This window comes from Geodermatophilus sp. CPCC 206100 (assembly GCF_048569675.1).
GTDB lineage: Bacteria > Actinomycetota > Actinomycetes > Mycobacteriales > Geodermatophilaceae > Geodermatophilus.
On the sequence record NZ_JAQISV010000008.1, the window covers coordinates 45856 to 58659 of the forward strand.

The 12804-nt window shown below is 74.7% G+C and carries 13 protein-coding genes; 6 read left to right on the top strand and 7 right to left on the bottom strand.

The genetic code is table 11. The features are described 5' to 3' along the window. Window positions 1-31 precede the first annotated feature (31 nt). Together PGN05_RS04315 and PGN05_RS04320 are read right to left on the bottom strand one after the other, a co-directional pair. Window positions 32-766: a class II aldolase/adducin family protein gene (locus tag PGN05_RS04315; protein WP_419751290.1), complete on the bottom strand. Its 735-nt coding sequence runs from the start codon at window positions 764-766 to the stop codon at window positions 32-34. A gap of 115 nt (window positions 767-881) precedes the next feature. Beyond that, complete coding sequence (locus PGN05_RS04320) at window positions 882-1106, bottom strand: hypothetical protein (protein WP_419751291.1); 225 nt, start codon at window positions 1104-1106, stop codon at window positions 882-884. Between the two features lie 166 nt (window positions 1107-1272). On the opposite strand from PGN05_RS04320, the gene PGN05_RS04325 reads away from it, so the two are divergent. Next, window positions 1273-1884, top strand: coding sequence for a hypothetical protein (locus tag PGN05_RS04325; RefSeq protein ID WP_419751292.1), 612 nt, complete (start codon window positions 1273-1275; stop codon window positions 1882-1884). 11 nt (window positions 1885-1895) lie between these two features. Here the strand turns inward: PGN05_RS04325 and PGN05_RS04330 are convergent, their stop codons facing one another. Beyond that, complete coding sequence (locus PGN05_RS04330; protein WP_419751293.1) at window positions 1896-3107, bottom strand: cytochrome P450; 1212 nt, start codon at window positions 3105-3107, stop codon at window positions 1896-1898. 171 nt (window positions 3108-3278) lie between these two features. Between PGN05_RS04330 and PGN05_RS04335 the strand changes: the two genes are divergently transcribed. Next, on the top strand, window positions 3279-4262 hold the full coding sequence (locus PGN05_RS04335) for an ABC transporter substrate-binding protein (RefSeq protein ID WP_419751294.1): 984 nt from the start codon (window positions 3279-3281) through the stop codon (window positions 4260-4262). A 138-nt stretch (window positions 4263-4400) separates the two neighbouring features. Here PGN05_RS04335 and PGN05_RS04340 read toward each other — a convergent pair whose 3' ends face one another. The 3 genes from PGN05_RS04340 to PGN05_RS04350 are packed head-to-tail and all read right to left on the bottom strand — an operon-like array spanning window position 4401 to window position 7170. Then, window positions 4401-5039, bottom strand: coding sequence for a LuxR C-terminal-related transcriptional regulator (locus tag PGN05_RS04340; protein ID WP_419751295.1), 639 nt, complete (start codon window positions 5037-5039; stop codon window positions 4401-4403). Next, a complete protein-coding gene (locus PGN05_RS04345) occupies window positions 5036-6799 on the bottom strand; it encodes a sensor histidine kinase (protein WP_419751296.1) in 1764 nt (587 codons plus the stop codon). Before PGN05_RS04345 ends, PGN05_RS04340 begins: the two co-directional genes overlap by 4 nt. Then, entirely contained in the window at window positions 6787-7170 is a 384-nt protein-coding gene (locus PGN05_RS04350) for a LytR/AlgR family response regulator transcription factor (protein WP_419751297.1), read from the bottom strand. Before PGN05_RS04350 ends, PGN05_RS04345 begins: the two co-directional genes overlap by 13 nt. A gap of 132 nt (window positions 7171-7302) precedes the next feature. Here PGN05_RS04350 and PGN05_RS04355 point away from each other — a divergent pair, with 132 nt between their 5' ends. The 3 genes from PGN05_RS04355 (at window position 7303) to PGN05_RS04365 (ending at window position 10686) form a co-directional block, all read left to right on the top strand. Next, complete coding sequence (locus tag PGN05_RS04355) at window positions 7303-8127, top strand: CPBP family intramembrane glutamic endopeptidase (RefSeq protein ID WP_419751298.1); 825 nt, start codon at window positions 7303-7305, stop codon at window positions 8125-8127. A gap of 46 nt (window positions 8128-8173) precedes the next feature. Then, complete coding sequence (locus tag PGN05_RS04360; RefSeq protein ID WP_419751299.1) at window positions 8174-8503, top strand: YbjQ family protein; 330 nt, start codon at window positions 8174-8176, stop codon at window positions 8501-8503. A gap of 302 nt (window positions 8504-8805) precedes the next feature. Beyond that, window positions 8806-10686: a primary-amine oxidase gene (locus tag PGN05_RS04365; protein WP_419751300.1), complete on the top strand. Its 1881-nt coding sequence runs from the start codon at window positions 8806-8808 to the stop codon at window positions 10684-10686. 34 nt (window positions 10687-10720) lie between these two features. On the opposite strand, the gene PGN05_RS04370 is transcribed toward PGN05_RS04365, so the two are convergent. After that, on the bottom strand, window positions 10721-11194 hold the full coding sequence (locus PGN05_RS04370) for an Lrp/AsnC family transcriptional regulator (RefSeq protein WP_419751445.1): 474 nt from the start codon (window positions 11192-11194) through the stop codon (window positions 10721-10723). A gap of 130 nt (window positions 11195-11324) precedes the next feature. On the opposite strand from PGN05_RS04370, the gene PGN05_RS04375 reads away from it, so the two are divergent. Beyond that, window positions 11325-12716 carry an aspartate aminotransferase family protein gene (locus PGN05_RS04375; RefSeq protein WP_419751301.1) on the top strand — a complete coding sequence of 464 codons (1392 nt, stop codon included), beginning with the start codon at window positions 11325-11327 and terminating at the stop codon, window positions 12714-12716. Window positions 12717-12804 lie beyond the last annotated feature (88 nt).

The following is a 12804-nucleotide window of genomic DNA, read 5'->3' on the forward strand; positions in this document are numbered from 1 at the left end:
GTGCGGGAGAGGCGCGGACGCTCGGCGGCGCTCAGGCCGGCGGACGGACGCGGTCGCGCCAGAAGCCCCACGCCCGGGGGATCTGCGGGCTGATGGAGGCCACCGTGGCAGCGGCCTCCTCGTCGGTCAGGAAGGTGCAGCCGCCCAGCCGCAGGGCCTCGGTCTGGGCGCGGGCGTTGACCTCGGTGTAGACCGCCCGGTACACGGCCTCCTCGAGGGACGCGCCCACGGCGGTCGCGCCGTGGCCGCGCATGAGGACGACCGACGCGGCACCCAGGGCCCGGGCCAGCGCGGCTCCGGACTCGGGCGTCCGCACCAGGAGGTCGGACGCCGTTCCGAGGGTGTCCCGGACCTCGAACACCGGGACCTCGGGCGCCAGGAACCCGGCCATGTGCAGGACCGGACGCAACGCGGTGCCGGAGATCCCGAACGGGATGACCGCCGGGGAGTGGCTGTGCACGACGGCCTGCACGTCCGGGCGGGCGCGGTAGACCTCGCCGTGGATGTGCCGCTCCAGGTAGGGAGGGCGCGGATCGTCGGTGCTCCCGTCCAGCGTGAGGAGCTGGACGTCGTCCTCCTGGACCAGGCCCGGCGCGAGGTTGCGCGCGAGCAGGAACGTGCCCGGGTCCTCGGCGGACCGGACGCTCACGTGGCCGAACGCGTCGAGGATGCCCTGGGTGACCAGGATGTGGTTGGCCTCCGCGAGCGCGCTGCGCTGCGCGCGGAGCTCCCGCGACGCGGCGGGTCCCGGTGCGGACTGGTCCACGGCGGCCCTCCCGACTCGTCGGGGTGACGGTCACCCCGCAGGGGATCGTGACCCAGGCGACGAGTGCCGACGGAGGTCATTCTGCTGCGCAGAACCGGCGGCCCTGCGCGGGCGGTCAGTCGTCCCGGGCGAGGGCGGCCCGCCGCTCGGCGCCCGTCTCCTCCGCGTAGCCGACGTCGTCCCCGCCGGCGACGCGGCCGACGAACTCGCCGGACCCGCCGGTCCCCGTCGTGGTCCCCGCATCGGGGTCCCCGCTGTCGCCGCCCCCGGTCGCCCGGCTCAGCGCCTGCGCGTCGTCGCGGTCGACGTCGTCCTCACCGGGCCGTGGATCGTGTGCCATGCCGTCCTCCTCCGGTCGGACGCCCGGTACCCACGACCGGGCGCCCGACGCCCGTCGCCCCGGTCCGCACCGCCGTACATGGAGAGTTCGTGACGAGTGCCGCGGGACGTGCCGCAGGCGGCCGGGCGAGGACACCCTGGGAGGACGACCGGGGAGGGAGGTCGGGGTGCCCGAGACCATCAGGACCCTCGTGACCCGGGGCGCGCGGGCGGCGCTCCGGATCTGCTGCGGACTGCTCGCCGTGGCCGGGTCGCTGACCGCCCCCGGCCCGTCCCTGCTGGCGGGTGCCGCCCTGGCGGGCGTGGTGGGGGTCGCGGTCGCGGTGCTCGCGCGCTACCCGGTGGACCTCCCCCCGCTGCCGCACCCGGCCGTCGCCGCGACGGGGGCCGGCTGCCTCCCGGCGGTCGTCGCCGGGACGGCGTCCCTGGGTTCCGCGGCCGTGCCGGCGGTCGGACTGCTGCTGACCATCGGCGCCTGCCGTGCCGCCCGGTGGCTGACGTCGGACCTGCCCGAGCAGGACTCGTCCCGCTGGGACGAGGCCGCGGTGCGGCGGACGCTGCGCGACCTGCCGACCGACCTGCTCCTCGACGAGTGGCGCAGCTCCGCCCGGCCCGGCCGCGGGGACCCGGCCGAGGAGCTGCGCCGGGTCCGGCTGCGGGACCTGCTGCTCGACGAGTTCCAGGCCCGCGAGGCGGCCGGGACCGCCCGGTGGCTGGCCGAGGCCCCGGGCGACCCGCCGGACCGCTACCTCGGCGGGGACACCTCCCTCGGCCGGTGAGCCGGCCCGGCTCAGGCGGGCGTGACCCGCACCGGGACGCTGGCCCAGCCCTTGAGGGTGTTGTTGAGCTTCGGCACGGGGTCGCCGGCCGGCTCGAGGAGGCGGGCCCGCTCGGCCAGCGCCGCGAGCACCAGCTCGGTCTCCAGGCGGGCGACCGGCTGGCCGACGCACTGGTGGATGCCCATGCCGAAGGCGACGTGGCCGGCGGCGCGGCGGTTGACGTCCAGGACGTCGGCGTCCTCGCCCCACTGCCGCGGGTCGCGGTTGGCCGAGCCGAGGAACAGCAGCACCTTGGTGCCCTCGGGGATGTGCGTGCCGGCGACCTCGACGTCGCGGGAGGTGGTGCGGAAGAACGTCTGCACCGGTGACTCCCAGCGCAGCGCCTCGTCGAAGGCGAACTTGGCCTTGGCCGGCTGCGCGTGCAGCAGCGCCCACTGGTCGGGGTGGCGGGTGAGCCCGTAGACGGTGTTGGCGATGCCGTAGACGGTGGTGTCCATCCCGGCGGTCAGCAGGGAACGCACCAGCATCGGTGCCTGCTCGGCGGTGACGTCGCCGCGGTCGGCGGCCGCCCAGATCTCCGCGCCGAACCCGCCCGGGGCCAGGTTCTCCCGCTGGCACTGCTCCCAGATCCAGGCCTGCACCGGCGCCGCGGTGGCCAGCGCGGCCCGGCGCAGCTCGTTGTCCGGGCCGAAGGCGTTGAACGCCAGCCCGCCGTAGGGCAGCAGGTTCTCCCGGCCCTCCTCGCCCAGTCCGACGGCGTCGGGGAACACCCGCAGCGGATAGACCTCGGCCAGGTCGGTCACCGCGTCGAAGGTGCCCATCGCGACCAGCCGGTCGGCGATGTCGGCGGCCGGGGCGGCGAACCGCTCGCGCAGCGCCCGCACGCTGCGCGGGGAGAGCACGCCGTTCATCGCCGTCCGGACGACGGTGTGGTCGGGCGGGTCGGCCTCCAGCAGCAGGCTCGGCGGCCGCCACGGCTCCTCCTTGGCGAAGTCCGCGAGGCCCGCGCCACGGCTGGAGACGAACGTCTCCCAGTCCTTCAGTGACGCCGAGACCTCGGCGAAGCGGCCCATGGCGTAGATGCCGTACCGCGCCAGGAAGACCACCGGTCCGGCGTCGCGCATCCGGCGGTGGAAGTCGTAGGGGTCGGTCAGCACCTCCTCCCCGAACGGGTCGTCGTCCAGCACGGGGACGTCGGTCACGGGCGGGCTGTCGACGGTCACGGGGCTCTCCCTGGTCGCGGGGCGGGACGGGTCCAGCGTGACGCCCGCCACCTCCGCCCGGACCAACTCTCTCGATGGATGAGACACAAGTCGGACGGCGCGTGACCCACGTCGCACCATGGCCGTCCGTGCCCGCGGCGCCCGCCGCTCACCGAGAGGGAGAACCGCCCGATGTCTGCCCCCCAGGCCCAACCCCGTCGCCGACTCGCCGGGCTCGCGCTCGGCTGCGCGGCGGCGCTCGTGCTGGCCGCGTGCGGCTCCGACGACAGCGGCGGGGGTGGGGACGGCGGCGGGAGCGAGGGAGGCCCGGCCGCGCTGACCCTCGGCTACTTCCCGCTGGTGCACACCGCGAGCGCCGTGAACGCCGACGAGACCGGCCTGTTCGAGGACGAGGGCCTCGACGTCACCCTCGAGCAGACCTCCGGTGGCGCCCAGGCCATCCCGTCGCTGATCGCCGGCGAGTACGACATCACCTACGGCAACTACACCTCCGCGCTCCTGGCGGCGCAGCAGGGCCTCCCGGTGCGGATCGTCGCGGGCAACGACGTGGGCGCCGACGACCACTCGGTCCTGGTGACCCCCGACTCGCCGTACCAGTCGGCGGCCGACCTGGCCGGGGCCCGGATCGCGGTGAACAACCTGCAGAACATCGGCACGGTGGCGATCAACGCGGTGCTGGAGGACGCCGGGGTCGACATCTCGACGATCCAGTTCGTGGAGCTGCCGCTGCCGGACATGGCCCCGGCCCTCGACGCGGGGGACGTGGACGCCATCTGGCTGGTGGAGCCGTTCCAGGCCGCCGCCGTCGCCGATGGCGCCCGGGTGCTGTTCCCGCTGTTCCGGGGGCCGGTCGAGGACATGCCGGTCGCCGGGTGGCTGACGACCGAGCAGTACGCGCAGGAGAACCCCGAGGTGATCGAGGCCTTCCGCGCGGCGATGGCGGCGTCGATGGAGGAGCTCACCGACAACCGGGAGCGGCTGGTGGAGCTCGTGCCCACCTACACCCAGGTGCCGGCCGAGACCGTCGAGCAGGTCGCCCTGCCCGCGTGGGACGCCGAGGTCGACGTCGAGCAGCTGCAGGAGATGAGCGACCTGATGCTGGAGTACGGGATCATCAGTGAGGAGTTCGACGTCGAGTCGATCGTCGTCGGCTGACAGCCCCGGGAGCATCGCAGCGAGCGCCAGCGAGCGAGGAGCGGACCGGGGCGCGGAAGCCGACCCGTGTGATCGTCGGCTGACCGGCTGACCGGCTGACCGGCGGTTCCGCGGCTGACTGCCGCGGAACCGCCGCCGTCAGGCGCGCAGGTAGGCGAGCACGGCCAGCACGCGGCGGTTGGCGTCGGCCGCCTCGTGCAGGTCGAGCTTGGTGAAGACGTTGCGGACGTAGGCCTCCACCGTCTTCGGCGCGAGGAAGAGCCGCTCGCCGATCGCCTGGTTGGACCGGCCCTCGGCCATGACGGCGAGCACCTCGCGTTCCCGGTCGGACAGCGCGTCGAGCGGGTTGGGGGCGCGGCGCCGGCGGACGAGATGGGCGACCACGCCCGGGTCGATGACCACCCCGCCGGCGCCCACCCGGCGCACCGCGTCGGTCAGCTCCGCCGGGTCGGTCACCCGCTCCTTGAGCAGGTAGCCGGTCCCCGGGGAGCCGGACTCGACGAGCTGGATCGCGTAGTGCGGCTCGACGTGCGCCGACAGCACGAGGACGCCGACCTGCGGGTGGCGGGCGGCCAGCGCTCGGGCGGCGTCCAGTCCCTCCGTGGTGTGGGTGGGGGGCATCCGGATGTCCACGACCGCCACGTCCGGGGGCTCCCGGTCCACCGCGTCCAGCAGCTCCCCGGCATCGCCCACCGCGGCCGTGACCTGGAACCCGGCGTCGTCGAGCAGCCGGCAGATGCCCGCCCGGAACAGCGCGGCGTCGTCGGCGACGATCACTCGCACGGCAGCGTCGCGATCACCCGCGTGCCCTGGCCGGGCGGGCTCTGCACCACCAGGCGCCCGCCGAGCGCGGCCACCCGGTCGGCCAGGCCACGCAGGCCGGAGCCGGACGGATCGGCCCCGCCGACGCCGTCGTCACACACCTCGACCCGCAGGACCGGGCCCTCGGGCCGCACCTCGACGGTCACGGTGGAAGCGTCCGCGTGCTTCGCCGCGTTGGCCAGGGCCTCCGACGTCACGAAGTAGCAGGCCTGCTCGAGCGCCCCCGGCCAGCGCCGGTCCGGCACGGCGCCGACGACGGCGGGCACCGCGGACCGCTCCGCGAGCGCGGTCAGCGCCGGGCCGAGACCGGCGTCGGTGAGCAGCACCGGGTAGATCCCCCGGGCCAGTTCGCGCAGCTCGTCGAGCGCCCCGGACAGCTCGTCGCGGGCCTCGTCGAGCAGGCCGGCCACGTCGCCGTCCGAGGGGCCCAGCTGGGTCCGGGCCAGCCGCAGGGCCAGCGCCACGGCGACCAGCCGCTGCTGGGCACCGTCGTGCAGGTCCCGCTCGACCCGGCGGCGGGCGGCGTCGGCGGCCTCCACGATCCGCGCCCGCGAGGCGTTGACCTCCCGGAGCTGGCTGCGCACCTCGGCGTGCAGCCGCTGGTTCTGCACCGCCAGCCCGGCGCTCGCCGCGACCGCGGCCACCAACTCGGGCTCGGCGGCGAGCGCCGGGTCGTGCACCAGCACCGCGATCCGCTCGCCGTCCCGGTCCAGGTAGGTCAGCGCCCGGCCGGCCCGGGGGTCGACGTGCACGGGGGCGCCGTCGGGATCGACGAACGACTCCCCCTCCGGCAGCCAGTAGGCCAGTTCCAGCGAGGGGTCGTGCAGCGTGCGGGCCAGGGCGCCGCGCAGCCGCGCGGGATCCGGCAGCCCCTCGCCCAGCTCGACGACCAGCCGGCTCACCGCCGAGCGGTCGAGGTGGCTGCGCAGGAGGCCGAGCAGCAGCGCCAGCGGCCAGACGACGAGGACCACCTGGGCCGCCCAGGCCAGGACGACCCCGGCCGCCGGCGGGATGAGCAGCAGGATCGCGGTCCGCTCGACCAGGATCGTGACGACGACGACCGCCCCGCCGGCCACGCCCGGTCCGAGGCTGCGCCGCCGCGCGGGCCCACCGGCGCGCCAGCGGGCGAAGACCACGGCCAGCAGGGTCCCGAACAGGGCGACCACCACGGCCTGGACGACCAGGTCGATGCCGGACGGGTCGAACTCGCCGTTGGTCGGCGCGATCACCAGGCCGTTGGGCGGCGGCCCCTCCCCCAGCCCCCGGTCGGCCTGGAAGACGACGAGGAAGAACGCGTCGAGCGGCGCGGACAGCAGGTAGCCGAGCGCCACCACCGCCCGCTCCACCCGGGTGTGCACCCGCCCGTCGGGGAACGTCGCGAGCAGGTGCACCAAGACGCTCAGGTAGACCGAGCCGAGCAGCACGCCGACGACGAACGCCGGGCGGGCGGCGACGGCGACCACGTACCGGGCCAGCCACGCGAAGCCCAGCGCCACCATGAGCGCTCCGGTCCGGCTGGCCGGGCGGTGGCTCCAGGCGGCCAGCCCCACCCCGATGAACGACCAGCCGACCGCCAGGCCGAGCACCACGGTCGGCGGCAGCAGGTCGGGCGGGACGTCGTAGCCGCCCCGGACCAGCGCCGCGGCCGCGCCCGCGCCGGCCGCGAGCCCGGCCGCCACCGCTGCCCAGCGCCCCCGGCTGCTCAGACGGGGCACGGGGCCACCTCCTGGGGGCCGTCGATCACCCGCCACAGGCTCTCGCCGCTCAGGTCGGCCTTGGGGATGAACCCGCGCGCCCGGCAGTGGTCGACCCGGGAGCCGTAGTCCAGCCGCTCCCGGCTGGAGACCAGCACGACCAGGGGCGCCCCGGGCCGGCCGGCCAGCTGCTCGGCGACGGCGAAGCCGTCGAGGTCGGGCAGCTGGACGTCGAGCAGCACCACGTCGGGGTCCAGCGCGTGGACGGCGACCAGCGCGTCGGCGGCGTCGCCGGCCTCGCCCACGACCTGGAAGCCGGCGGCGGTCAGCAGCCGGCGCGCGAGTGATCGGAAGGCGGCGTGATCGTCGACGATCAGGACCCGCGCGGTCATCCGTCGATGCTGGCACCGCCGTCGCCCTCCGGGCACCGGGTTGACCCTCGTCCGGCACCGGGTTGGCCCCGTGGTCGAGCTGCCCGGCCGGGCGGAGGCTCGGGTCCCTCCTCATCCGCTCCGGAGGTCGTCATGTCGAGCACCAGGGCCTGGGTCCGGCAGCACCGCCTGACCACGTTCTTCCTGCTGACCTACCTGGTGTCGTGGGCGCCCTGGCCGCTCGCCGAGGCCGGGCTGGTCCCGGAGGCCTACTTCTTCTTCCCCGGCGGCCCGCTGGTCGCGGCCGTCGTGGTCATCGCGCTCGCGGACGGCGCCGCCGGGTACCGCGAGCTGCTCGCCCGGCTGCTGCGGTGGCGGGTCGGCTGGCAGTGGTACGTCGTGGCGATCGCCCTGCCCGCCCTGCTGGTGCTGGCGACCGGCTGGGCGGTCTCCTGGCTGGGCGGCGCCGCGCCCGACCTGTCCGGCGTGGTCTGGGCCGACGTGGCGATCGTGCTGGCCGTGCGGCTGGTCGACCCCACCGACGGCGCCATGGGCGAGGAGCCGGGGTGGCGCGGCTACGCCCTGCCCCACCTGCAGCTCGGCACGTCCCCCCTCGGCGCGGCCACCGTGCTCGGCGTGCTGGCGGCGGGCTGGCACCTGCCGCTCGTGGTCACCGGCAACCTGTCGGCAGTCGGGCTGCCCACGACGGTGCTGATCACGTTCCTCTACGTCTGGCTGTTCAACCGCACCGGCGGCAGCCTGCTCATGCCCCTGCTCTTCCACGCCAGCCAGGGCGCCTTCACCTACGGGATGCTCGGTTTCGACGACGCCGACCTGCGCCGCGCCGCCCTCGTCTACCTCGGGTTCGTGGCCGTCGCCGTCGCCGCCACGGTCGCGTTCGACCGGGCGACGTGGCGGACCGCGCCCCCGTCCGCGGTGCCCGCCGTCCCCGGACCGGCCGCCCTCGCCCGGCGCTGACCCCGACCTCCCGCACGTCGATCCGGCAACTCCGAGGAGAGAAGAGGTGGTCCCCGTGTTGATCACGACGACGAACGAGGTGCCCGGCTACCGGGTGGAGGCCGTGTTCGGCGAGGTCTTCGGCCTCACCGTCCGGTCCCGGCACGCCGGGTCCCAGCTCGGCGCGGCGATGAAGTCGCTGGCCGGCGGCGAGCTCAAGGGGCTCACCAAGAACCTGGAGGAGAGCCGCCAGGAGGCCATCGAGCGGCTCGTCTCCGCCGCCGAGGCCAAGGGCGCGGACGCCGTCGTGGCGATGCGCTTCGACACCACGGAGATGGGCAGCACCTGGACCGAGGTCTGCGCGTACGGGACGGCGTGCCGGCTGACCCGGGTCTGACCGAGGAGGACCGGGGCCGGGGTGGAACAGCCGCCCCGGCCTCTCCCTGTCGGCAGCGGATACCGCACCCCGACCAGGACGCCGGGCACGATCCCGCACGGGACGGTCGCACCGGCTGCGGTATCCGTTGACCGCGGTGGCGGCGGATGGTGAGCTGCCCGGGAGGTCCGGCACCCCGGGTCGGCTCCTCCTCGCTCCTGGACGACGACCATGCCCCGCTACGGCGCCCAGTACGGCCCCGACGTCTCCTTGCTCGGCGTCGACTCCCTGCTCGCCGACCGCCCCACCCCCGAGGAGACCCCGTGACGGCGCACCCCCTGGACCCGCTGACCGCCGACGAGTTCCGTGCCGCGGCCGGCATCCTGCGCCGCGACCGGGGCGTCGACGAGCGCTGGCGGTTCGCCGCCATGGAGCTGCGCGAGCCGGCCAAGGACGTCGTCCGCGCGTTCCGCCCCGGCGACCCGATCCGCCGCGAGGCCCGGGTCACCTGCTGGAGCCGCGACGAGGGGACGCCTTACCGGGCGACCGTGTCGCTCACCGACGACGCCGTCCTCTGGTGGGAGGCGGTGCCGGGCCGGCAGGCCAACATGACCCTCGACGAGTGGCACGAGGCGCACGAGGTGCTCATCGAGCACCCGGCCGTCGTCGAGGCGCTGACCAAGCGCGGCATCACCGATCTGGACCTGGTGCTCATCGACACCTGGGCCTACGGGCACTCGCTGATCCCCGAGGGCCTGCAGCACCGCCGGGTCGGCTGGACCGACGTGTGGCGCCGCTCGACGCCGACCGGCAACCCCTACGCGAACCCGGTCAGCGGGCTGCACTTCGTCGTGGACCTCAACACCATGGAGCTGCTGGACGTCGAGGACACCCCGCCGCCGGAGCCGCCGGCGGTCATGGGCGAGTACGTCCCCGCGCTGGTGCCCGGGCTGGTCCAGCGCACCGACGTCCGGCCGCTGGAGATCACCCAGCCCGAGGGCCCCTCCTTCACGCTGGACGGCCACGAGCTGCGCTGGCAGGACTGGACGCTGCGGCTGGGCTTCAACCACCGCGAGGGCCTGGTGCTGCACCGGGTCGCCTTCGGCGGGCGGTCGGTCGCCCACCGGCTGTCCTTCGCCGAGATGGTCGTCCCCTACCGGGACCCGAGTCCCGACCACCACCGCCGCACCGCCTTCGACATCGGCGAGTGGGGCCTGGGCTCGATGACCACCTCGCTGGAGCTCGGCTGCGACTGCCTCGGCGAGATCACCTACGTCGACGCCGTCCTGCACGACAGCCGCGGGGAGCCGTACACGATCGAGCACGCCATCTGCCTGCACGAGGAGGACGACGGCGTGCTGTGGAAGCACGTCGACGAGCGGGCCGGCGCCCAGGTGCGCCGCTCGCGGCGGATGGTGGTCTCCTTCCACGCCACCGTGGCCAACTACGAGTACCTCGTCTACTGGCGCTTCACCTCCGACGGCACCATCCAGTGCGAGGTCCGCGCCACCGGGATCATGGTCACCAGCACGTTCGACGGCGCCCCGCCGCCGTACGGGACCGTCGTCGACGACCGCACCTACGCCCCGCTCCACCAGCACTTCATCGTCGCCCGCCTCGACATGGAGGTCGACGGCCCGGAGAACACCGTCGTCGTCTCCGAGAGCGCGGCGCTGCCCGTCTCGGCGGACAACCCGCACGGGCTGGCCGTCGTGCAGCACGAGCGGGCGCTGGAGACCGAGGCCGAGGGCCGCCAGGACGTCGACTTCGCCTCCCAGCGCAGCTGGACGGTGGTCAACCGGCAGCGGCTCAACGGGCTGGGGACGCCGACCGGCTACAAGCTCGTGACCTCCTCGCCGCTGCCGGCGCTGGCCGGCCCGGGCACGCCGTTCCTCCAGCGGGCCGAGGTCGTCGGGCACACCCTGTGGGTGACCGCGTTCGACGAGGAGGAGCGCTGGCCGGCCGGCGAGTTCTGCAACCAGAGCCGCGCCGACGAGGGCCTCCCCCGCTGGATGCAGGCCGACCGGCCCATCGCCGACGCCGACATCGTGCTCTGGCACGTCTTCGGCATCCACCACGTGACCCGGCCCGAGGACTGGCCGGTCATGCCGGTCGACGTGGTGTCCTTCCAGCTGCGGCCGGCCGGCTTCTTCGACCGCAACCCGGCCCTCGGCCTCCCGCCGAGCGCCCGGCACTGCTCCTGAGGGAGGGCCGAGGGGTGACCCCGGGCACGAGCCGTCAGTCGGCGTCGGGCTCGGCGGTCAGCAGTGGGTGGCGGCGGGTGCCCCACGCGTAGGTCTGCTTGCGCAGGCCGAGGTAGAGGTGGGTCTCGGTCGACTCGACGCCGTCCACCCCGCGGATGCGGGCGACGGTCTCCAGCAGCTGGTCGTCGTCCTCGCAGACCACCTCGACCAGCAGGTCGACCGAGCCCGCGACGATGACCACGTAGTCGACCTCGGCGAACTCGGCGAGCCGGTCGGCGACGGACCGCGGGTCCCCGCTGCTGCGCACGCCGACCATCGCCTGGCGGGAGAAGCCGACCTGCAGCGGATCGGTGACCGCGACGATCTGCATGACCCCGGCGTCGAGCAGCCGTTGCACCCGCTGGCGGACGGCGGCCTCCGAGAGGCCCACCGCGGCGGCGATGCGGGCGTAGGGCCGGCGGCCGTCCTCTTGGAGCTGCTCGATGATGGCTCTCGAGACGTCGTCCAGCACGAACTGCCCCCGGGTGGTCACCCCCGGATCGTATCGACGCGGCGTACCGACGGGCTCCTCCGTAGCGGGCGACGCTGGCTACGATTCCCCCATCCCATCCCCCGATCCGACGACGGGATCCGCAGCCATGACCACCACCGCGCAGGACGTCGCCGCTGCCGGCCAGCCCCTCGGCCCGGACGCCACCGCCAACCTGTGGCTGCACTTCTCGCGGATGGGCGCCTACCGCGACACCCCGCCACCGGTGATCGTCCGCGGCCGGGGCGCCGAGCTGTTCGACGACCGCGGCCGGCGCTACCTGGACGGGCTGGCCGGGCTGTTCGTCGTCCAGGCCGGACACGGCCGCCGGGTGCTGGCCGAGGCGGCCGCGCGGCAGGCCGAGCAGCTGGCGTTCTTCCCGCTGTGGTCCTACGCCCACCCGGCGGCGATCGAGCTGTCCCAGCGCCTGGCGGCCGCCGCACCGGGCGACCTCAACCGCGTCTTCTTCACGACCGGCGGCGGGGAGGCGGTCGAGACCGCGTGGAAGGCGGCCAAGCAGTACTTCAAGCTGACCGGCAAGCCGGGCAAGACCAAGGTGATCAGCCGGGAGGTCGCCTACCACGGGACGACGCAGGGGGCGCTGGCGATCACCGGAGTCCCGGCGCTCAAGGAGGTCTTCGAGCCGCTGGTGCCCGGCGCCTTCCACGTGGCCAACACCAACCTGTACCGGGCGCCGGTGCACGGCGACGACCCCGAGGCGTTCGGCCGGTGGGCGGCCGACCAGATCGAGCAGCGGATCCTCGCGGAGGGCCCCGACACGGTCGCCGCGGTGTTCCTGGAGCCGGTGCAGAACGCGGGCGGCTGCTTCCCCCCGCCGCCGGGCTACTTCGCCCGGGTGCGCGAGATCTGCGACCGGCACGACGTGCTGCTGGTCAGTGACGAGGTGATCTGCGCCTTCGGCCGACTGGGCACGACCTTCGCCTGCGAGAAGTTCGGCTACCTGCCGGACATGGTCACCTGCGCCAAGGGGATGACCTCCGGCTACTCCCCCATCGGCGCGATGATCGCCTCCGACCGCGTGATGGAGCCCTTCCTCCGGGAGTCGACGTCCTTCCCGCACGGCTACACGTTCGGCGGGCACCCGGTGAGCTGCGCGGTCGCGCTGGCCAACCTCGACCTGTTCGACGAGGAGGACCTCAACGGCCACGTGCTCGCCACCGAGTCGGCGTTCCGCGCGACCCTGGAGCAGCTGCTCGACCTGCCGATCGTCGGCGACGTGCGCGGGGACGGGTTCTTCTACGGGATCGAGCTGGTCAAGGACGAGGAGACCAAGGAGACCTTCGACGCCGCCGAGTCCGAGCGGCTGCTGCGCGGCTTCCTCTCCGGCGCCCTGTTCGAGGCGGGGCTCTACTGCCGCGCCGACGACCGCGGCGACCCCGTCGTCCAGCTCGCGCCGCCGCTGATCTGCGGACAGGCGGAGTTCGACGAGATGGAGCAGATCCTGCGCTCGGTGCTGACCGAGGCCTGGTCGCGGCTCTGACCCGACGTCCGGCGGCGTGCCTCGCCACGATCACAAGGCGCTGACGGCGGCCGCGCGGCCCGTTGATCGACCATCAGCGTGCGTTGAT